The sequence below is a fragment of the Arthrobacter roseus genome (genome assembly GCF_016907875.1).
Lineage (GTDB): Bacteria > Actinomycetota > Actinomycetes > Actinomycetales > Micrococcaceae > Arthrobacter_J > Arthrobacter_J roseus.
Window position 1 is genome coordinate 924,937 of sequence record NZ_JAFBCU010000001.1, and the last position, 20,078, is coordinate 945,014.

The window sequence follows — 20,078 nt, forward strand, 5'->3', positions numbered from 1 at the left end:
TGTAACACTGTATCTCATGGTGACTAACATCACAGAAGAGGTCGGCCGCTCAGTCTGGTACGGCTGGGGCAACCCAGACAGGGCCAGACCGCTCAGCCCCAGCGCCCGGAAATTTCTGCGGCGAACGTTGAAGCTCACGAGCGTCGACGACGCCCGCCCGCCCGTTGATTGGTCTGGTGCCCGGGTTGGTGCCGTTGCCATTAGCGACGAGGTGCTGAGCGAACTCCGTACTGCGCTCGGCGCGGACCATGTCTCTACCGAATCCGTGGACCGCATCCTCCACTGCGGCGGAAAGAGCACCCCGGACCTCCTGCGCCGCCGCAGCGGAGACGCATTGTACGCGCCCGACGTCGTCGTCTTCCCCGGCAACACCCAAGACGTTCGCGAGATTCTGGACATCAGCCTCCGACGGCGGCTGGCAGTGGTGCCCTTCGGCGGCGGAACCTCCGTGGTGGGCGGGGTAGAGCCCGTGCGCGGCCCGTTTGAAGCCGTCGTCGCACTGGACCTGCGGCGCCTGAACAGCCTCCTGCACATTGACCCGCTGAACCGGACAGCAACCTTCGAGGCCGGCATCAGGGGCCCTGCTATTGAGGCGGCGCTCGAACCGCATGGCTTCACGCTGGGCCACTTTCCCCAGAGCCATCAGCAGGCCACCCTGGGCGGCTACGTCGCCACCCGGTCCGCCGGCCAGGCTTCCACTGGTTACGGCCGGTCCGATGACCTCGTGAAGTCCGTTCACGTCGAAACCCCGGCCGGACCGCTCGACGTCGGATCCTCCGCGCCAGGCACGGCCGCTGGCCCGCAGCTGCTCGACGTCGTCGTCGGAAGCGAAGGCACCCTTGGTGTCATCACGACGGCCACGGTCAAGATCACCCCGAAGCCGGACCACAAGACGTATGGGGCGTGGTCGTTCCCATCGTTCGCCGCTGGAGCCGAGGCGATGAGGCGATTGCAGCACGACGGCGTGCGCGGCGACATGCCGCACGTCTGCCGACTCAGCGATACGGATGAAACGGCGTCGACCTTCAAACTAGGCGGTTGGAAGACCGGTGCGCTCTCGCGGTATCTGGCAGTCCGCGGCCAGAAGACTCCGTCGCTCGCCCTCTTTGTCTGGGAGGGAAGTGCCAGCGAAATCGCTGGCCGTAAGCGCCGGAGCGCCCGGATCCTGAGGGAATCCAGGGGCATAAGATTGGGCCCCATGCCCGCGCTGGCCTGGGAACATGGCCGGTTCAGCGGCCCGTACCTGCGTGATGAGCTGCTGACCCGGGGCATTTACGTTGAAACCGTCGAAACCGCGGCGACGTGGAGCAGGGCGGAACAAACGTATCGGAGCGTGCGCGCCGCGATCCTCGAAGCACTTCGGACGAACGGTGGCGGTGCCTTCGTTCAGACGCACATTTCACATGTGTACTCCGACGGTGTGTCCCTCTACTTCACGTTCCTTGCCGGACTCGAAGATGACGGTTTGGCGCAAAACGCGCGGGTCAAGGAAGTCGCGTCGAGCGCCATCGTGGCAGCAGGCGCAACGATCACGCATCATCACGCCATCGGAATGGACCACTCTCCCTACCTTGAAGCAGAAATCGGTGGGCTGGGCGTGAAAGTCCTGCGTGGCATCAAACATACTCTCGACCCTGACGGCATCATGAATCCGGGAAAACTTATCCCGGCACACAAGGAGGAACAGCAATGAGCAGTACTTTGGGATCTATTGCAGGATCATCAGTTCTGATCACCGGCGCCGCGATGGGCATGGGCAAAATGTACGCTGAACTCGCGGTGAAGGACCATGCCGCGCACGTGATCCTGTGGGATATCAACGCCGAGCTGCTCGAAAAAGCTGCCGCGGAACTATCCGGTCAGGGATCGCAGATCCACCCCTACGTCGTGGACATCAGCCAGCTTGAAGCCATCGAGGCGGCAGCCGAGAAGGTAAGAAACGACGTCGGCAATCCCGACATTCTGTTCAACAACGCTGGAATCATCCGCGGGAAATACTTTTGGGAGCACGACCAGCGCTCAGACATTGCTGCCACCATGGCAATCAATGCGCTGGCCCTCATGCACATCACCCGCGAATTTCTGCCGGGCATGATCGAGGGCGGACGAGCATCCAGGATCGTGAATGTGGCTTCGGCGGCAGGCCTGATCGCGAACCCGCGGATGAGCGTCTACACGTCATCCAAGTGGGCGGTCGTGGGGTGGAGTGACTCGCTGCGGCTGGAACTGAAGCAGGCGGGGCACCACCATATTGCGGTGACCACGTTCTGCCCGGCCTACATCAAGACTGGGATGTTCGAGGGGGTGCGTGGGCCGCTGATGACCCCGCTGATGGAGCCCAAAGCCGTCACAGAGCGCGTGTGGCAAGCCATGAGAGAGGGAGCCCCGATCCTGATGATGCCGTGGACAGTGAAGCTCAGCAAGGCACTGCGCGGAGTCCTCCCGCTTCCCGTCTGGGACATTGTTGCAGACAAGGTGTTTGGCGTGTACAAGTCCATGGAGCACTTCACCGGGCGCAAATAGTTCACTCGTGAGGCGTTATTCCTTGAGCGGAACGCCGCGCGCATCTCGGCGGAACGGCTCTGCGCCAACCAGGATCATGATGCCCTCGATAAAGCCCCACACCGCGCCAACACCAAACGTTACTAACGTTACGACGATCTGCAGGATGCCGATACCTGTGTGACCCAGATAGAAACGGTGAACGCCGAAGCCGCCGAGCAGGATACCAAGCAGCCCGCCAATCAGCTTTGACTTCTGTTCCACGTATGGCTGGCCCGGCATCCCATAGGGCTGCTGGCCGTAAGTGGGCGGCTGTTGCCCGTATTGCTGCTGTTGGCCGTAGGCCGGAGGCTGCTGCCCGTATTGCGGCTGCTGCCCATACTGCTGGCCGTACGGCGGCTGTTGACCGGAGGGTGGGGGCTGTTGCCCGTACTGCTGCTGGCCGGGGGTGGACTGCGGGTTCTCCTGCGGGTTGCCGTACTGGGGCTGCTGATCCTGATCGTCAGGAGTCTGTGACTGGTGGTCGTCCGGAGAGTCCGGGGTGCGTTCTGACATGTTTGTCTCCTAGCTAGTGTTCTTCTGCAAATAACGTATGTCACCTGACAGGCTTTCACCATGGGGACCTTCCCCCATTCTGCCGTCAGGGTTCGTTATCGTCATGCGGGTTGTGGTCCGCCTGAGACGACGAAGATGTACTCCATGGCTTGCACTCGGCAGGGTAGAGTGCTAATTATGGAGTTAGCACTCTCGCGTGTGGACTGCTAAAACTTCACGCGTAAAGTGAACCTGACAGTTCCTGTGGTGAGGGATGGTGTCGGAACGTACAGAGATCGTTCCGGGGCATTCCGTCCGTCGCGGGCACCTCCGGAATTGTCAAGACCTTGCATTGAGGCAGACCTGTCCCTGAAAGGACCCAAGCCGTTATGGCCAAGATCATTGCATTTGATGAAGAGGCGCGTCGCGGCCTCGAGCGTGGGTTGAATATCCTCGCCGATGCCGTCAAGGTAACGCTCGGCCCGCGTGGTCGCAACGTTGTCCTTGAGAAGAAGTGGGGCGCCCCCACGATCACCAACGATGGTGTATCCATCGCCAAGGAAATCGAGCTCGACGATCCTTACGAGAAGATCGGCGCAGAGCTCGTCAAGGAAGTTGCCAAGAAGACGGACGACGTCGCTGGCGATGGCACCACGACCGCAACGGTGCTTGCCCAGGCACTGGTCAAAGAAGGCCTGCGCAACGTCGCAGCCGGCGCTGACCCGCTGTCCCTGAAGCGCGGCATCGAGAAGGCCGTTGAAGCAGTGACACGGGAACTGCTGGCCTCCGCTGTGGAAATCGAGACCAAAGAGCAGATCGCAGCCACCGCTTCGATCTCCGCCGGTGACCCGCAGATCGGTGAGCTGATCGCCGAAGCGCTGGATAAGGTTGGCAAGGAAGGCGTCATCACGGTCGAGGAGTCCAACACCTTCGGCCTTGAGCTGGAACTCACCGAGGGTATGCGCTTCGACAAGGGCTACATCTCCGGTTACTTCGTGACGGACGCAGACCGTCAGGAAACGGTTCTCGAAGATCCGTACATCCTGATCGTCAATTCCAAGATCTCCAACGTGAAGGATCTCGTTGCTGTTCTGGAGAAGGTCATGCAGTCCGGCAAGCCGCTGCTGATCATCGCCGAGGACATCGAAGGCGAAGCACTCGCAACGCTCGTGATCAACAAGATCAAGGGAACGTTCAAGTCGGTCGCCGTCAAGGCTCCGGGCTTCGGCGACCGCCGCAAGGCACAGCTTGCTGACATTGCCATCCTCACCGGTGGCCAGGTCATCGCTGAAGAAGTGGGCCTCAAGCTCGAGAACGCGACGCTGGACCTGCTAGGCAAGGCCCGCAAGGTTGTTGTCACCAAGGACGAGACCACCATCGTTGAAGGTGCCGGAGACGCTGAAGAGATCGCTGGCCGGGTCAACCAGATCCGTGCGGAGATCGAGAACTCGGACTCTGACTACGACCGCGAGAAGCTGCAGGAACGTCTGGCCAAGCTGGCCGGCGGAGTTGCAGTCATCAAGGCTGGTGCCGCAACGGAAGTTGAGCTCAAGGAGCGCAAGCACCGTATCGAGGACGCTGTGCGCAACGCGAAGGCTGCCGTGGAAGAGGGAATCGTCGCCGGTGGCGGCGTTGCCCTGATCCAGGCTGGCAAGACTGCTTTTGAGGGTCTCCAGTTGACGGGCGACGAAGCAACTGGCGCTAACATCGTCCGGGTTGCCATCGACGCACCTCTGAAGCAGATTGCGTTCAACGCGGGCCTGGAGCCAGGCGTTGTTGCAGACAAGGTCCGCGGTCTTCCCGCTGGCCATGGTCTGAACGCTGCAACCGGCGTCTACGAGGACCTGCTCGCCGCAGGCGTCAATGACCCAGTAAAGGTAACGCGCTCCGCTCTGCAGAACGCTGCTTCCATCGCGGGTCTGTTCCTGACCACCGAAGCCGTAGTGGCCGACAAGCCGGAGAAGAACGCTCCTGCTGGCGGTGGCGACGACATGGGTGGCATGGGCGGTATGGGCGGCTTCTAGCCACTCAACCGGTCGGCCAGGCACGGCCTGGCTGCACCATCTGAACACCATAAATGGAGCGTCCCGCATCACGCGGGGCGCTCCTTTGTTTCGTCCTCTCGACATCCCGCGGTCCCATACGCAGAAACGTGGCGGAGGTGCAGATACGTGGTTTCGGCACAACGCCTCTGCACCTCCGCCACGCGTTTGTGGGTACCGGGCATCGGACCGGCAATGCGGGTGTTGAGCGTCACCGCAATCGCGGTTGCGGGCTTCGCGCTGTTCCGTGCACTTAGACGAGACCGATAGCACGCTTTGTCAGCTCCGGGTGGGCGATCTGACGGCTCGCAACCTCACACAGCAGAAGGCCCTCGGTGGGCAAACGGTGTACTGAACCACTTCACCCTGGAAGGCCTTCGTCACGTAATGAGGTCGCCCTCTCGACATCCCGCGGTCCCATACGCAGAAACGTGGCGGAGGTGCAGAGGCGTGGTTTCGGCACAACGCCTCTGCACCTCCGCCACGCGTTTGTGGGTACTGGGGCGTTGTTCCTAATGCATGAACAACTGGGTGTTGGCCTGCTCCGCCTGCGCGTATTGCTGCGATGCCATGGACAGCGCGGAGTTGATGTTGGCGAGGGACTCCTCAACTTTGGCCTGTGTACCGCGCCAATCGGCAATGAGCATCTGAAAGTTGGTGGCCGCTGTACCCTGCCACAGGCCTTCCAACTCCTGAAGGCCGGCCTGCATGGCGTTGACCTCTCCCTGAAGCCGTCCAATAGTGCCCTGAACTGCGCTGCTCTTTACGGCCAGTGCTTCGCTGTCGACGTGAAAAGTTGCCAAGGTGTTTCCTCCAGAAGTAGTTCGTTCCCGTAACTCTCTAGACATTATGGGAGTTGCGGCAGGCCCGAACGTGATTGCGAATATCTGTGGATAAACCCTGCTGTGGAGGACTCGTCACGGGTTGTCGAGCTCGTCGTCGTTAGCTGTGTGAGGCAACCGAATCGACATGGTAGCCCCACCCCCATGGGTTTCCGTGAGGCGCACGCTGCCATCGTGCTGGGCAACAATGGCAGCCACGATGGCCAAGCCAAGACCCGTGCCTCCTGTGCCACGCTGACGCGAGGAATCCGCTCGGTAAAACCGCTCAAAAACCCGTGCGGCATCCTCATCCGAAATACCCGGGCCGTGATCGCGCACCTCGATCACTGAATCCATTCGGTCATCAATCACCGGGGCAACACCCACAGCGATCTCCAGCGGCGTGCCAGACGGCGTGTACCGGAGAGCATTCGTGATCAGATTTCCGATGACTTGCCGGAGTTGGGCTTCATCGCCGGTGGTGGGGGCTGGGGCTGGAACACCGCCATCGAGCCCGATGACCTTGATTTCGCGGTTCTGGGCGCTGGCCCGCGCATCCAGAGCTGCATCGTTACCCAGCAGCATCAGGTCCACTGGACGCACTTCGTGTTTTCGCTGCTCATCCATTCGTGCCAACATCAGCAGGTCCTCAACCAGCTGGCCCATACGTTTGGCCTCACTTTCGATGCGTCCCATAGCCGCATCGACATCTTCCTTCTCTGGAATACCACCATGGCGGTACAGCTCCGAGAAGCCACGGATCGTTACGAGGGGGGTACGCAGCTCGTGCGATGCGTCCGCGACGAACCGCCGCATCTTCTTCTCCGACTGTGTGCGCGAGGCAAACGCCGACTCGATATGGGAGAGCATTGCGTTGAGTGAACGGGAAAGCCTGCCCACTTCTGTACTCGGATTCTCCACGTTCACGCGGCGGGACAGGTCCCCAGCGGCGATCGCCGCGGCAGTCTGCTCCACCCGACGCAACGGCCGAAACTGGCGCGTTACAGCGAGATACGCAACACCTGAGGAAATGACCGTGCTCAGCAAACCGATGCTGAAGAGGAGATTCGCTGTCTTCTCCACGGCGACATCCACCTGATACATAGGAAGAGCTACAACCACGTATCCACCGTTGTCCACGGTGAAGACCCGGGCCCGCCAGCCGCTGCTGTTGGGGGCAGTTCCCGGCACGAAGACACCGGACTGCTCATTCTGCGCAAGTTCTGAAACAACGTACTCATCCATATCCGGAGTGTCACCCTCGCTCGCCGGATAGGTGGTTTTTCGAATCACACCATCAGGGTCCGCCAGCATTCCGTAATAGCGCTGCAGCGATTCGTCGCCGCGGGTCTCGTTGTAGAACAGCGAGTTTGCTACCTGCTGTTTATTGGTCCCGATGTCCGTGTCCAACCCATCAATCAGGTTGTCACGCAGAAGGTTGATGGTTGCCAGGCCAGTGATGCTTACGGTAATCACCATGAGCACGGTCATGATGGCTACGAGTTGGGACCGCAGGGACGCGGACGTCCATCGGTGCATCACAGGGTGGGAATTCCTAGCGTTTTTCGGCCGTGCGCAACAGGTATCCGACACCGCGTTTAGTCTGAATCAGAGCCGGTGAGTCGGAGCTGGCGTCGATCTTGCGGCGAAGGTAGGAAATGTAGGATTCCACGATCGACGCGTCGCCGTTGAAGTCGTACTCCCAGACATGGTCCAAAATCTGGGCTTTGGACAACACGCGGTTGGGGTTCATCATGAGATAGCGCAGGAGCTTAAATTCCGTGGGGGAGAGGTCAATGTTCTTGCCACCTCGGCGAACCTCATGGGCGTCGTCGTCGAGCTCAAGATCGTCAACGCGGATCACGGCGTCGTCATTGTCCTGCGGCTGCGTGCGGCGCAGGACCGCGCGAATTCGGGCCACGACCTCATCGAGGCTGAAGGGCTTGGTGACGTAGTCATCGCCGCCGACGGTGAGGCCCGTGACCTTGTCCTCAGTGTCATCTTTGGCGGTCAGGAACAGGACGGGGAACAGCCTGCCAGCGGCGCGGAGCCTGCGGGTTACGGTGAAACCGTCCATGTCTGGCAGCATGACATCAAGAACCGCGAGGTCAGGGTTGTGTTCCTCAGCGGCGATTAGCGCCTCACGCCCGTTGGCCGCGGCGACGACGTCGAATCCTGCGAATCGTAGGGAAGTGGACAGCAGTTCCCGAATGTTGGGTTCGTCGTCCACTACGAGCAGCTTGGCTTCTGTTCCGGTCTTTTTCACGTGTCCAGTCTCTCTCGTGTTTCTGGGAGTCTCCTGAGAGTTCGCTGTAGGTGAAAGGCTATTCGGTGCCGACGTCCGTCGCGTCCAGTATGCGGTAAGCATATCCCTGCTCGGCCAGGAAGCGCTGGCGTTTGGCAGCAAATTCCTGGTCCAGAGTGTCCCGGGCAACCACTGTGTAGAAGCGTGCTGCCCTGCCGTCTGCCTTCGGCCGCAGCAACCTGCCCAAGCGCTGCGCCTCCTCCTGACGGGAACCGAAGGAGCCGGAGATCTGGATGGCGACGGACGCTTCGGGAAGGTCGATCGAAAAGTTCGCGACCTTGGATACCACCAGGGTGTGAAGTGTTCCTTCGCGGAACTCCTGAAAGAGACGTTGGCGCTCCTTGACCGACGTCTCGCCCTTGATAACCGGCACATTCAAACGATTTCCGATGTCGTCCAGCTGATCAATGTATTGTCCGATCACCAGCAGCTGCTCGCCAGTGTGCGATGCGACGAGCTGTTCGACTACACGGCTCTTGGTTTCCGAGGTCGAGCACAGGCGGTACTTATCGCCGTCGTCGGCCATGGCATATGCCACGCGCTCATCACGAGGTAGGTCAACGCGGACCTCGACACAGTCGGCTGGCGCAATATAACCCTGCGCTTCGATGTCCTTCCACGGCGCGTCATAGCGTTTGGGCCCGATGAGGGAGAAAACCTCTCCCTCACGACCGTCCTCACGGACCAGCGTTGCAGTCAGTCCCAGACGACGGCGCGCCTGGAGGTCCGCGGTCATGCGGAAGATCGGGGCGGGCAGCAAATGAACCTCGTCGTAGACAATGAGTCCCCAGTTATTGGCATCCAGCAGCTCCAGGTGCGGATAGAGCCCGCCGCGACGCAGGGTGAGCACCTGATATGTGGCGATGGTCACGGGACGGACTTCCTTGACGGCACCGGAATACTCCCCGATCTCGTCCTCCGTCAACGACGTGCGCTTCAGCAGTTCTTCCTTCCACTGCCGAGCCGAGACTGTGTTGGTGACCAGGATCAGTGTGGTGGTCTGGCTAGTAGCCATCGCAGCAGCGCCTACGAGTGTTTTACCCGCACCACAGGGCAGGACAACGACGCCGGACCCGCCGGCCCAGAAATTCTCCGTTGCCAGTTTCTGGTACGGACGCAGTTCCCAACCGTCTTCCTTCAGCGCGATCGGATGCGGGGTTCCGTCCACGTATCCAGCGAGGTCTTCGGCGGGCCAACCCAGCTTCAGGAGCAACTGCTTGAGTTGCCCTCGCTGCGAGGACTGCACCACCACGGTCTCGCCGTCGATCCTTGGCCCCAGCAGCGGCTGGATCTTCTTGGCGTGAAGCACTTCTTCCAACACGGGATAATCCGTTGTCCGCAGAACCAGTCCGTGCTGCTCATCCTTCTCCAGCCGCAGCCGACCGTACCGGGACATCGTTTCCTCAATGTCCACGAGAAGAGAATGCGGGACAGGGAATCGTGAATACCGAAGCAATGTGTGCAGCACTTGTTCGGCGTCGAGCCCTGCGGCCCGCGCGTTCCACAGGCCCAACGGCGTCAACCGGTAGCTGTGGACATGCTCGGGTGCCCGCTCGAGTTCGGCAAAGGGCGCGATCGCGTGACGCGCCTCCACGGCTTCCTCGTGGTCCACTTCGAGAAGGATGGTTTTGTCGCTCTGGACAATCAGCGGGCCGTTAGCCATGGGCAGGCGTTCCTCCAGGTGGATCAAGAAGTTCCACGTCCATGACGCGGTGAATGGATACTACGTGCTCGGTCTCGCGTGCCGGATCGAAGACCCTGACGCGACCACCGGACACAGATAGGGGAACAAGTTCGTCTTGCCGCTGATTCCCGGCACGGTCGACGACGCCGATGCGGACTTTGCGTTTCAGCCGGATGGCTTTGCGCAGGGTTTCCAGTCCAAGCAGTTGTTCACTCTCCGCGGCACCAGCGGATGGCCCGGCCGCAGCACCCCTTAGGGTGCGCACCTGGGCGGCGGCGTCGTCGTCCGTTAACTCCCACGGGTTGGTTCGGACGTCCGATGCGGGCGCGCTCTCCGGTGCGTGCGGGCGGCGTCGCGCACCCCCCGACGCGGAATTTCGTCCTAGCGACGCTGCCGTGCCACCAACCCTCGACGTTGTGTAGCCCAAGCTGCGCAGCGTCGCGACGAGTTCATTGGCGCTGGCCGCAGAAACGACGACGGTTGGGGCAATTCGTTCCAAAGCGAGCGTCGTGGTCCGTGCATCGGCGAGGAGCTCCGTCAGCAGATCCGCGTGATCACTGCGCAGATAGCTTCCAGCCTGCCCGACCTTCAGCTGTCCGTGCCTGATCGCTGTGTCCTCCACCAGGTACATCAGCGGTTGGGGGACAGGTGTGGCGGAGCGTTGGGACAGGAACGCGAGAATCGACTCAGAGGTCAGACCCGAGTCCAGCCCGTGCCGTATTGAGGCCTCTGAGAACCGGTAGACCGCCGCTGGGCCCTGACCCTCCGGGGTGGAAATCAGGGCAAGGAACTGCGCGACTTCGGGGTCCAGATAACCCGGGGCAACTGCGGTGAGGTCAGCTTGGACCATGAAATGGCTCAGTGCATCGGGGAGTTCGCTAGCGAGCGTGGCGACGGCGTCGTCGAACTGTTCCGCCTGAACCTGCCGCCCCAGCTCGGTCAGCGCAGAGGACCCGAGCAGTCCTAGATAGGAGGTCTCCAGCAGCATTCCGGGTACCAGCCGCGCGAACCTGCGGTTCAGCCTCGGCTGGTACCAGCTCAGGCGGTCGACGACGGCGGCGCTGTGAAGGATCGCTGGCCCGTCATCCGATGAGCACAGCGAGTCCAATTCGGAGAGGGTCGCGAAGAGGCTCCGACGTACGTGTGGCGCATCCGGCCGTGACGCTTCGGCGGCCAAAGCATTGACCGTTCCCCCGGAGGACACGGCTGTACCGAACAACGACGGCGCTCGGGGGCTCGACAGCCATCCGCGAACGAGCCGCTCCCACTGCCGGCTGCGATCGAGTTCCTGCCAGTTATCGTCAGGTGCGGGAATCCATCGAGAGGTGTCCACATTGAGTTCGATAAGTGACGCCATGGAGGCCAGTTCCAGCAGCCACGCTGTTTCGGGTTGTGGAATCCGAAGTTTCTCCGACAGCCGCCGAACTTCACGGACGCCGACCCCACCGGAGCGCAGAGTGGTGACGGCACCATCGTGCACCAGGTGCAGCAGGTCAGTCACGAGCCGGAGGGTCTCTGCCACGGCGCTGTGAGCAGCATTGTCCCGGCGTGCTGCGGTTGTCCCGGGAAGATCAGGGACGGGCGGGTTCAACCGCAGTCGAGAAATGATGAGATGTCCGCGGGCGGCCTGGCCCACGGCCCTGGGCAACTCGACGTGATCAGCGTCGACGGGGGCCAGTAGCCCGCTCTCGAGCAGCCATTGGATGGTTGCCATGGACTCGCCACGGGGCAGTGTTCCCACCGGGGAGGACGTGAATCGGTGTAGCAGCTCCATGGTGCCGGCAGGCGCAGATTCGCTCACTGCCGCCCAACTGTCCGGCTGGCAGACCCAATGTTGCATGGCGAAGGCAGCAGTTTCAGGTGAATCCGCTTCCTCCAGACTGAAACCGCGGGAACGCAATTTTGCGACGACCCGGACAAGTTTCTGACCAAATTCTGGGTTGGCTACAACAAGAGACGAGTAGGGACGACCAAGGCCAGCGGGGTAGGGCCCGAGTGCTTCCTGCAGGGACGGCACCGGAAGGTAAAATCGGCGTCGATGGTCGCTTTTGGGGGTTCCAGGATGCGCTGGGGCACGGCGGATCAACGCCAGCGAGTGCAGCCGGTCAAGGATGGGATCAAGGCTTTTCGCTGTGGAGCCGCCAATGTAGGGCTTGAGCCAGGAAGCTGTGGTGCTGAGCTGGGATTCCTCGCTCGTGGTGAGCTCGATGGTCTGCAGCGTGTCCATCTCGGGTTCGGTCAACCGCTCTAGAGCACGTTGGACGCTGACTCGCGTGGAAGCTCGTGCCGACAGCGCCGAAAAATCTGGGACGGGAGGAAGCGCCAGATCCGGCCGTGCCAGCAGGAAAGAGCGCAGCTCATCGTCACTACGCGAAATCAAGTCTTCAGCCAAAGCACGGATCGCAGACATTGTCTTAACCGTACCCCTACCGCTATCAATCATGGCACGCCTTAGCCGTTGCAGCGGGCTGATCAGCGGTCAATGCCGGCGGCGGCGCACCAGACCGACAACCACCATCGCAGCCAACACGATAAAAGCAACGGGTAGACAGGTATAGGCCAAGAGCAACAGTCCGGGCCATACCTGCACTCCGACCGCAGCGCTGATGAGCACTGCTACCAGCGACGTCAGGCCAATGGCAGCAAGAACGACGGCGGCAACCGTGCCCGCGCGCAGAATCCGGTCCTGCGGAGCATGTTCGGGCGCAATCTCCGGTGAGCTGTTCGTCATGGCGATAACGCTAACAGCGGACATTCCACCATCAAAGTCACCGTCGGGGGCGCGGACGGGTTAACCTTGGAGGACAGACTTCTCCCGTTCGCGGCTCCTGTCGAAGGGCCGGCACCGATTGCTAGCAGGACTGGGAATGTAGAAAACGCGGCAGCGGGCGTCAACAGCTGCACCCGCATGAGTTAAGAAGAGGTAAGCACAGTGCCAGTTGGCAAGGTCAAATGGTTTGATACCGAAAAAGGTTTCGGGTTCTTGGCGGCCGATGACGGTCAGGAAGTATTCCTGCATGCGTCGGCGCTTCCAGAAGGCGTTAAAGAGGTAAAGCCGGGTACGCGGTTGGAGTTCGGTGTCGCCGATGGCCGGCGTGGTCTGCAGGCGCTGTCGGTCCGCATCCTCGAATCCCAGCCATCCGTCGCGAAGGCCTCGCGGAAAAATGCAGATGACATGGCGATCATCGTCGAAGATCTCATCAAGTTGCTGGACTCCGCCTCCAACGGGTTGCGCAAGGGCCGCTACCCGGAACGTGAGCACGCCCGCAAGGTGGCATCGGTGTTACGCCATGTCGCCGATGAGCTTGACGCTTAGGTAGCAATGACCGATTCAATAGATACGCCAGTATTGGAGGCTGACTCAGTGTTGAAGGCTGATCCAGTGTTGAAGGCTGATCCAGTGTTGGTAACGGAGCCTGCCACTGTGCCTGTCAAGCGACGGGCGCCGCGCAAGCCCAGCAAGCCCGATGCCGTGTTAGCTGCGGCCGTTGATAAGGCCCGCGAGGGTTTACTTGACGTGGTTCCGCAGACGCAGCTCGGTGAGCACATCTCGGTCGCTCCTGAGGCCGATCGGCTGGTCACGCACCGGTTCGCTGCCCGGCTTCCCGGTTATGAGGGCTGGCAGTGGTACGCCACCCTCTCGCGGATGCCCCGGGGAAAGGACGCCAGCGTGTGCGAGGTCGGTCTGCTGCCGTCGGCCGACTCCCTCTTGTCGCCTGAGTGGGTCCCCTGGGCGGATAGAGTTTTGCCCGAAGATGCCGGCGATACTGAGGAAGCCGGTCCGGAAGTCCACGGAGGCAAATAACTTTCTCGGATCCGATTGCGATTGAGGGCGGAAGGAGCACTGACATCTGATGTCCATGTTCCGCTCACTGCAATTCTTCAACTACCGCATCTGGTTCGTCGGCGCGATGGTCTCCAACGTCGGCACGTGGATGCAGCGGACAGCCCAGGACTGGCTCGTCTACGACATCCTTACAGAGCAAGATGCAACGGCCATGGGCATAGTCCTTGCCCTGCAACTTGGACCGCAGTTGCTGCTCGCCCCATGGGCAGGGCTCGTCGCTGACAGCTTTGACCGCCGTCGGATCCTCATGGTCACCCAGATTGCTATGGCACTACTCGGCGTAGCCCTAGGGCTTATGGTGTTGGCCGATACAGCGGTTCTTTGGCACGTGTACGCCTTTGCCCTAGCGCTCGGCGTCGTCTCGGCAGTGGATGCCCCAGCGCGCCAGACGTTCGTGTCCGATGTCGTCCGCGATGACTTCCTACCCAACGCCGTGGCCCTGAACAGTGCTTCCTTCAACGTTGCCCGAATGATCGGTCCCGCGATAGCGGGCCTCCTGATCGTGGCTGTGGGGCCGGGCTGGGTATTCCTGATCAATGCACTCACATTCGGTGCGATGTTGGTCGCGCTGGTAAAGATCAAACAGGATCAGCTGCGCGACGTTCCGAAGGCGCCACCAGGCAAGGGTCGAATACGGGCAGGGCTGCGCTACGTTCGCTACCGACCGGACCTGATCATGGTGCTTGTAGCGATATTCATTATCGGCACATTCGGACTGAACTTTGCGGTTTTCATCGCCGTTATGGCCAGAACTGAATTCGGGCAGGACGCCGGAATCTTCGGTGTCCTTTCCTCCGTGCTGGCCATTGGTTCAGTTGGTGGTTCACTTCTCTCCGCCCGAAGAGATCGGCCACGGCTGCGCTTCATCTTCGGCGCCGCGGGCGCATTCGGGGTCACCTGCGCTTTCGCGGCACTGGCGCCCACCCTCTGGACTTTTGGGCTGGCCCTGATTCCTGTCGGTTTCTGTGCGCTGACCATCATCACCAGCGCCAACGCCTACGTCCAGACGACCACGGACCCGGTCATGCGGGGCAGAGTCATGGCTCTCTACTTCGCGATCTTCCTCGGTGGAACCCCGCTCGGCGCACCTCTGGTGGGTCTCGTGGCGGACCTCGCAGGGCCGCGCTGGAGCCTGGGGGTCGCAGCAGCGGCTGGGCTGTTGACCGCCTTCATTGGATTCGTATGGAAAGTACGTTCGGCGCCTCGAATTGGCGGCGAACCAGTTAGGCCCTAACTGTTTTCCACCACATAGTCGATGCAGTTCAGGAGAGCAGTCACATCCGCTGGCTCGATCGCGGCAAACGTGGCTATCCGCAACTGATTACGTCCCAGCTTGCGATACGGTTCTACATCGACAATCCCGTTGACGCGCAGGGTACGCGCCACTGCTGCCGCATCGACGACGTCGTCAAAGTCCACCGTTGCAATGACATTCGACCGCTGGGACGCGTCGACGACAAAGGGGCTGGCGACGTCGGATGTCTCAGCCCAGTTATAGACGCGTCCGGCCGAATCCGCTGTCCTCGCCGTCGCGAAGGGCAGCCCGCCGTTGCCGTTTAACCATTCGAGCTGGGCGTTGAGCATCACCAGAGTGGACAACGCCGGAGTGTTATAGGTCTGGTTCAACCGCGAGTTATCGATGGCGGTCTGCAGGTTCAGGAAATCAGGGATCCAGCGGCCAGACACATTGATCGACGCGGCGCGCTCCAACGCCGCCGGAGAAAACAGCCCCAGCCACAATCCGCCGTCGGATGCGAAGTTCTTCTGCGGCGCAAAGTAGTAGACGTCCGTTTCGTTGACATCAACGTTCAGCCCGCCTGCCGCTGACGTGGCGTCAATCAAGACCAGAGCGTCGTCGTCGGCGCCCTGCACACGTCTGACGGGCGCGGCCACTCCCGTGGAGGTCTCATTCTGGGGCCAGGCATAAACATCGACGCCGGACTCCGCGCTCGAAAGCGGATGGGACCCAGGTTCGGACGTGATAATCGAGGAATCCTCAAGAAATGGGGCTCTGTTCGTGGCAGCGGCAAACTTTGAGCCGAACTCGCCGAAGGACAGATGCTGGGCTTTGTCGCGAACGAGCCCACATGTGGCCACATCCCAGAACGCGGTTGACCCACCTACGCCGAGAACAACCTCGTAGCCGTCAGGGAGCTGGAACAGCTCACTCAGTCCGTCACGGACCTGACCTACAAGGTGCTTCACCGGCGCTTGTCGATGGGAGGTGCCTATCAGGGTTCGCGACGCCGCTACCAGGGCATCAACCTGGGGTGCACGGACTTTTGACGGGCCGGCCCCAAACCTGCCGTCCGCAGGCAGCAAATCAGCGGGAATTATGGTCGAGGGGAATTCACTCAATGCTGGCTCCAAAAGGGTGTGATGCCGGTGCTGGTGTGGTGAAGTCCATTGTGCACCCGTGGGCGCTGCGAGCCTTCTTTGTTAAGTGGGGGCACTCACCTGACCACCTGAGCCCATGAAGTAACGTAGGGGGCGTGACAGACCTGATTGATACCACAGAGATGTACCTGCGAACCATACTGGAACTGGAGGAGGAGGGCATTGTTGCCCTTCGCGCACGCATAGCCGAGAGGCTGCGCCACTCCGGTCCCACAGTGTCCCAGACGATTGGCAGAATGGAGCGCGACGGACTCGTCATAGTCTCCGGCGACAGGCATCTCGAATTCACCGAGGTCGGCCGCCGTCGGGCGGTGGAAGTGATGCGCAAGCATCGTTTGGCGGAACGGCTCCTCGCGGACGTGATCGGGTTGGACTGGGCCTACGTCCACGAAGAGGCATGCCGCTGGGAACACGTCATGAGTGAACGCGTGGAACGGCGGCTCTTCGATTTGCTGGACCGCCCGAGCGAATCGCCGTACGGTAACCCGATCCCCGGGCTTGAAGCTCTCGGCGGAGCCCCGGCGCCGGATTTCACCTCAGGAGTGGCCAATCTGTCGACCATCATGGCTAGCGGGAATCTTGAGGATACTTATCTGGTGAAACGGCTTTCAGAGCCTATCCAGGTGGAACCGGAGCTGCTCGGGCAGCTGGAGGAGGGTGGGATTAGGCCGGGGGCCACTGTAAGTCTTGAGGCAGTCGGAGACTATGTCTCTGTGCGCGTCCCCGGGGTGGCTGGTGCACTTGAACTTCCGCCCGAGGTGGCTTCCCACATTTTCGTTGCGACCTCCTAGCCCTGCACAGACCCCATGACACCGGCCATAACGAGTGCTATGATCGCTCTCGATAGTGCAGAAGACCTGGCGTAGGATAACAGGATTGTTACGACGGCGTCAGGCAACCTATAGTTGTTCGCGGACGTCGAGACATCGGCGTTACCTTTCCGTCAGCCGAGCCCTGCCAGCGGAAAGCGTTCAGTCAAAAGTTTGGCAGGGGTGGAGGATCCATTTTCGGCGGCCCAGCAATGGTGCCGCCTTGGGGTGAAGTCCCAAAGACCGTCAGCACAACCGTGTGCCGCCGCGTCCAGGGGCCGGGCTACTCTCTAGCCCGAATCCGACAGCTAACTTCGCAGGCGTATCGGAGAGGAAAATATGTCGAAGCACAGGGCTTCGCCGCGTCACGTTGCGCCGGAATCCATGCCGGAACCGCGCCCCCGTGATGCTCATCGGGCGGCTAGGCGTCGTCAGCCCGTGACACCACGCAACACCTACTCATTCACGGGTATTGGACAAAAGGTAGCGATGGTAGCGGCCGTGTCCGGGATCGCCCTCACCGTAGCCTTGCCCACCACAGCAGCAGCCCCCAACGCGGAAGCTGAAGCACCCAAGCCGCAGACGAGCAAGCTGGTTTCCGCTGCATCTACAGCACAAGTCAGCTTTCAAAGGGTTCAGCTCGGCAGCGAATTCGATCCAGAGCGCAAACTAGACTCCATCATGGCCGCGTCCGGTGGGAATCTTGAACTGGCCCAGGCGGAAGGTTCACTCGCCGCACCCCTGAAGACTCTTGAGCCGACGTCGAGCTTTGGATACCGTGGCAGTCCCATCACAGGAATAGCCGAGATGCACTCGGGCCAGGACTTCGCCTCTCCCTGCGGGTCGGATGTACTGGCGGCGGCCTCCGGAGTCGTGAAATCCGCCGGGTGGCATGCTTTCGGCGGTGGTAATCGGGTTGTAGTCGATCACGGCAACGGCTTGGAAACCACGTATAACCACATGTCGGCCATTACCGTCACGGTAGGGCAGCAAGTGGAACGCGGAGACAATGTTGGAGCCAGTGGAAGCACAGGCGCCTCCACAGGGTGTCACTTGCATTTCGAGGTTCTTGTTGACGGCAAAGCCGTCGACCCCAATGGCTGGCTGTGATAAGCAACACGTTCGTTCGTGACCTGAGCGTGACATCATCACGAAACTGTTGTACCGTCTAACTCGTGCCAAATTCGCAAAGATTTGGCACACTCGGACAGATCGCCAAACTCTGCCACTGACCGAGGTCCGTTCGCATAAATCGCATGGCAGAGGCGGGGGAACCAATTTTGGGTCTGGTATCACCAGATCCTTGGGGTTAAGTCGTGGAAGTTCGTCTCGTACGAAAGCCGCGGCCGGGTGACTCCCATCCGAATCCGACAGCTCACCCCGCAGGCATTGGGAGAGGCAACTTCTGTGTCTATTAGTACTATTTCAGGACGCCATCGTGCGGCCACCGTCAAGTCCAGCCCTCTGACTGCCATCTCCAAGGCAGTCTCCTCAAACGCAGGCACAGTGGGCCGTAACGCTGCTGTTATAGCCGCCACGTCGGGGCTCATCCTCACCGCGGGCCTTCCCGCACAAGCTGCTGAGAGCATGGACCGCGAGGCTCTGTCCACCACGGTGCTCAGCCAGACCAGCCTGCAGCCAACCACAGTCTCTGTCCCGGCAACTGCCAAGGTGTCCTTCGAGCGCGAAGCCGCCGTCGTGGCCGAGCCATTTCAGGCTCCGATTGTAGAAACCGAGACTGCACCGGCACAGGTTGTCGAAGCTCCCGAGGCCGTTGAGGCCCCCGCAGCTGAACTGGCCACGGCACCGGCGCAGGCGTCCGAACCTGCACAGCCAGCCGCGCAGGCCGCTCCCGCACCGGAAGCCGCTCCCGCACCGGAAACCAAGGAAGCACCGGCACCCGTAGCTTCCAGCAGCGTCGGCGCAGCCCTCGTTGCTTCGGCATACGGCCAGCTTGGCATCGGGCAGGACTGCACTGCGATGGTCGAGAAAGCTCTGCGGTCCGTCGGTAAGACCGTCGGAGACATCGGCCCGGCCGGCTTCTACGCGTACGGCACTGTCGTGAGCACTCCTGCTCCCGGGGATCTCATGATCCGCCCAGGCCATGTGGCCATCTATGTCGGCAACGGACAGGCCATCAGCGGTGGCTTCAACGGCTTGAACACCGTCCTTCACGATGCATCCGTCCTTTCCGGCTCCACCTTCGTTCGCGTCAGCTAATCCTAGAATCAACCGGAGAAACGAATATGACACCTCGTGCCACTATCTCGCGCCACCGCGCGGACGTTCAGCGGTCAACCCCGCTGACGTCACTGGCGAAAGCCGTCACCTCGAACGCTGGGGGAGTCGGCCGTTCAGCTGCCGTCATCGCAGCAGCTTCGGGTCTTGTGCTGACGTCCGGCGTTGCAGCTAATGCGGCGCCCGTGAGCCCCGATCGCCAGTCCGTCACCACGACGCTGGAAATGCAAGCAGCACCGACCACGGTCACCGTTGCCCCAGACGCCAACGTAAGCTTCGAGCGCCAGGCTGCGGTAGCAGCCGTTGCTGCTCCAGTGGTCGAGGCGCCCGTCGTGCAAGCGGTAGCCAATGAAGTAACTCAGACTCAGCCAGCTGTCGTTGAGCAGGTTGCAGCTCCCGCTGCACCCGCAGCGCAGACGCCTGCTCCGGTCGTTGAAGCGCCTGCCCCCGTCGTCGAAGCTCCGGCTCCTGCTGTTACCTCCGGCGTGGGCGCAACTGTCGCTGCCGCCGCGAAGGCCCAGGTGGGAGTGTCTCAGGACTGCACTCGGCTGGTCAGCAACGCTTTGGCGGCTGCTGGCATCAACTTTCATGGATGGCCGATCGGCTACATGTCTCTCGGCACGGTTGTCGGCGCCGCTCAGGCGCAGCCCGGGGACCTCATCTACTACGACGACGCCGGTGCAGGAGTTCCCCACATCGCCGTATACATCGGTGGCGGCCAGGCCGTACACGGTGGCTTCAATGGCGGGACCACCGCTATTGCACCGGCCGAGCTCGGCTCCGGTGGCGTCTATATCCAACTCGGTGGCTAGAACGTCACAGACTTGTCCAACGAACTCCGTCCACAAGGACGGGGTTCGTTGTGCTTAACGAGCCCGGTGTTAGCGCGACAGCGCTGA

At 61.3% G+C, this 20,078-nt stretch carries 18 protein-coding genes and 2 riboswitches; of the genes, 10 read left to right on the forward strand and 8 right to left on the reverse strand.

Annotated features, from left to right (window positions below):
• Positions 1 to 16: 16 nt before the first annotated feature.
• The gene (locus tag JOE65_RS04795; protein WP_205162155.1) at positions 17 to 1,693 is read left to right on the forward strand and encodes an FAD-binding oxidoreductase; all 1,677 of its coding nucleotides are present in this window, start codon (positions 17 to 19) and stop codon (positions 1,691 to 1,693) included.
• A complete protein-coding gene (locus tag JOE65_RS04800) occupies positions 1,690 to 2,523 on the forward strand; it encodes an SDR family NAD(P)-dependent oxidoreductase (protein WP_205162156.1) in 834 nt (277 codons plus the stop codon). Before JOE65_RS04795 ends, JOE65_RS04800 begins: the two co-directional genes overlap by 4 nt.
• A gap of 15 nt (positions 2,524 to 2,538) precedes the next feature.
• Here the strand turns inward: JOE65_RS04800 and JOE65_RS04805 are convergent, their stop codons facing one another.
• Positions 2,539 to 3,057: a TM2 domain-containing protein gene (locus tag JOE65_RS04805; protein WP_205162157.1), complete on the reverse strand. Its 519-nt coding sequence runs from the start codon at positions 3,055 to 3,057 to the stop codon at positions 2,539 to 2,541.
• A 368-nt stretch (positions 3,058 to 3,425) separates the two neighbouring features.
• On the opposite strand from JOE65_RS04805, the gene groL reads away from it, so the two are divergent.
• Positions 3,426 to 5,060: a chaperonin GroEL gene (gene groL, locus JOE65_RS04810; protein WP_205162158.1), complete on the forward strand. Its 1,635-nt coding sequence runs from the start codon at positions 3,426 to 3,428 to the stop codon at positions 5,058 to 5,060.
• A 530-nt stretch (positions 5,061 to 5,590) separates the two neighbouring features.
• Here groL and JOE65_RS04815 read toward each other — a convergent pair.
• The 6 genes from JOE65_RS04815 to JOE65_RS04840 form a co-directional block, all read right to left on the reverse strand.
• Entirely contained in the window at positions 5,591 to 5,881 is a 291-nt protein-coding gene (locus JOE65_RS04815; RefSeq protein ID WP_205162159.1) for a WXG100 family type VII secretion target, read from the reverse strand.
• A 114-nt stretch (positions 5,882 to 5,995) separates the two neighbouring features.
• Entirely contained in the window at positions 5,996 to 7,438 is a 1,443-nt protein-coding gene (locus tag JOE65_RS04820; RefSeq protein WP_205164023.1) for a sensor histidine kinase, read from the reverse strand.
• 16 nt (positions 7,439 to 7,454) lie between these two features.
• Positions 7,455 to 8,165, reverse strand: coding sequence for a winged helix-turn-helix domain-containing protein (locus tag JOE65_RS04825; RefSeq protein ID WP_205162160.1), 711 nt, complete (start codon positions 8,163 to 8,165; stop codon positions 7,455 to 7,457).
• 58 nt (positions 8,166 to 8,223) lie between these two features.
• Positions 8,224 to 9,867, reverse strand: coding sequence for a DNA repair helicase XPB (locus JOE65_RS04830; RefSeq protein WP_205162161.1), 1,644 nt, complete (start codon positions 9,865 to 9,867; stop codon positions 8,224 to 8,226).
• On the reverse strand, positions 9,860 to 12,298 hold the full coding sequence (locus JOE65_RS04835; RefSeq protein ID WP_205162162.1) for a helicase-associated domain-containing protein: 2,439 nt from the start codon (positions 12,296 to 12,298) through the stop codon (positions 9,860 to 9,862). The genes JOE65_RS04830 and JOE65_RS04835 overlap by 8 nt, the downstream gene beginning before the upstream one ends.
• A gap of 69 nt (positions 12,299 to 12,367) precedes the next feature.
• Positions 12,368 to 12,619 carry a hypothetical protein gene (locus JOE65_RS04840; protein ID WP_205162163.1) on the reverse strand — a complete coding sequence of 84 codons (252 nt, stop codon included), beginning with the start codon at positions 12,617 to 12,619 and terminating at the stop codon, positions 12,368 to 12,370.
• A gap of 201 nt (positions 12,620 to 12,820) precedes the next feature.
• Here JOE65_RS04840 and JOE65_RS04845 point away from each other — a divergent pair, with 201 nt between their 5' ends.
• The 3 genes from JOE65_RS04845 to JOE65_RS04855 are packed head-to-tail and all read left to right on the forward strand — an operon-like array spanning position 12,821 to position 14,969.
• The gene (locus tag JOE65_RS04845; RefSeq protein ID WP_205162164.1) at positions 12,821 to 13,204 is read left to right on the forward strand and encodes a cold shock domain-containing protein; all 384 of its coding nucleotides are present in this window, start codon (positions 12,821 to 12,823) and stop codon (positions 13,202 to 13,204) included.
• Positions 13,205 to 13,210: 6 nt separating this feature from the next.
• Complete coding sequence (locus JOE65_RS04850) at positions 13,211 to 13,693, forward strand: DUF3027 domain-containing protein (protein ID WP_205162165.1); 483 nt, start codon at positions 13,211 to 13,213, stop codon at positions 13,691 to 13,693.
• 49 nt (positions 13,694 to 13,742) lie between these two features.
• Positions 13,743 to 14,969 (forward strand): MFS transporter, encoded by a 1,227-nt coding sequence (locus tag JOE65_RS04855; RefSeq protein ID WP_205162166.1) that lies wholly within the window; start codon positions 13,743 to 13,745, stop codon positions 14,967 to 14,969.
• Here JOE65_RS04855 and serC read toward each other — a convergent pair.
• Positions 14,966 to 16,093, reverse strand: a complete 1,128-nt coding sequence (serC, locus tag JOE65_RS04860) for a phosphoserine transaminase (RefSeq protein ID WP_205162167.1) — start codon at positions 16,091 to 16,093, stop codon at positions 14,966 to 14,968. The genes JOE65_RS04855 and serC overlap by 4 nt on opposite strands.
• 134 nt (positions 16,094 to 16,227) lie before the next feature.
• Here serC and JOE65_RS04865 point away from each other — a divergent pair, with 134 nt between their 5' ends.
• The 4 genes from JOE65_RS04865 to JOE65_RS04880 all read left to right on the forward strand — a co-directional run bounded on the left by JOE65_RS04865 (position 16,228) and on the right by JOE65_RS04880 (position 19,991).
• Positions 16,228 to 16,923 (forward strand): iron-dependent transcriptional repressor DtxR, encoded by a 696-nt coding sequence (locus JOE65_RS04865; RefSeq protein ID WP_205162168.1) that lies wholly within the window; start codon positions 16,228 to 16,230, stop codon positions 16,921 to 16,923.
• Between the two features lie 167 nt (positions 16,924 to 17,090).
• A riboswitch (cyclic di-AMP (ydaO/yuaA leader) is annotated at positions 17,091 to 17,279 on the forward strand.
• Position 17,280: 1 nt separating this feature from the next.
• A complete protein-coding gene (locus JOE65_RS04870) occupies positions 17,281 to 18,051 on the forward strand; it encodes a M23 family metallopeptidase (RefSeq protein ID WP_205162169.1) in 771 nt (256 codons plus the stop codon).
• A 124-nt stretch (positions 18,052 to 18,175) separates the two neighbouring features.
• Positions 18,176 to 18,344: riboswitch (cyclic di-AMP (ydaO/yuaA leader) on the forward strand.
• A gap of 4 nt (positions 18,345 to 18,348) precedes the next feature.
• Positions 18,349 to 19,161, forward strand: coding sequence for an NlpC/P60 family protein (locus JOE65_RS04875; RefSeq protein WP_205162170.1), 813 nt, complete (start codon positions 18,349 to 18,351; stop codon positions 19,159 to 19,161).
• A gap of 26 nt (positions 19,162 to 19,187) precedes the next feature.
• Positions 19,188 to 19,991: an NlpC/P60 family protein gene (locus JOE65_RS04880; RefSeq protein ID WP_205162171.1), complete on the forward strand. Its 804-nt coding sequence runs from the start codon at positions 19,188 to 19,190 to the stop codon at positions 19,989 to 19,991.
• Positions 19,992 to 20,078: the final 87 nt, after the last annotated feature.

Excerpts from the sequence above, each read along its gene's own strand:
- JOE65_RS04850 (WP_205162165.1), top strand. The coding sequence starts at position 13,211 with ATGACCGATTCAATAGATACGCCAGTATTGGAGGCTGACTCAGTGTTG.
- JOE65_RS04880 (WP_205162171.1), top strand. The coding sequence starts at position 19,188 with ATGACACCTCGTGCCACTATCTCGCGCCACCGCGCGGACGTTCAGCGG.
- JOE65_RS04840 (WP_205162163.1), bottom strand. The coding sequence starts at position 12,619 with ATGACGAACAGCTCACCGGAGATTGCGCCCGAACATGCTCCGCAGGAC.
- JOE65_RS04830 (WP_205162161.1), bottom strand. The coding sequence starts at position 9,867 with ATGGCTAACGGCCCGCTGATTGTCCAGAGCGACAAAACCATCCTTCTC.
- JOE65_RS04820 (WP_205164023.1), bottom strand. The coding sequence starts at position 7,438 with ATGCACCGATGGACGTCCGCGTCCCTGCGGTCCCAACTCGTAGCCATC.
- JOE65_RS04855 (WP_205162166.1), top strand. The coding sequence starts at position 13,743 with ATGTCCATGTTCCGCTCACTGCAATTCTTCAACTACCGCATCTGGTTC.
- JOE65_RS04800 (WP_205162156.1), top strand. The coding sequence starts at position 1,690 with ATGAGCAGTACTTTGGGATCTATTGCAGGATCATCAGTTCTGATCACC.
- JOE65_RS04805 (WP_205162157.1), bottom strand. The coding sequence starts at position 3,057 with ATGTCAGAACGCACCCCGGACTCTCCGGACGACCACCAGTCACAGACT.
- groL (WP_205162158.1), top strand. The coding sequence starts at position 3,426 with ATGGCCAAGATCATTGCATTTGATGAAGAGGCGCGTCGCGGCCTCGAG.
- JOE65_RS04795 (WP_205162155.1), top strand. The coding sequence starts at position 17 with ATGGTGACTAACATCACAGAAGAGGTCGGCCGCTCAGTCTGGTACGGC.
- JOE65_RS04835 (WP_205162162.1), bottom strand. The coding sequence starts at position 12,298 with ATGTCTGCGATCCGTGCTTTGGCTGAAGACTTGATTTCGCGTAGTGAC.
- JOE65_RS04870 (WP_205162169.1), top strand. The coding sequence starts at position 17,281 with ATGTCGAAGCACAGGGCTTCGCCGCGTCACGTTGCGCCGGAATCCATG.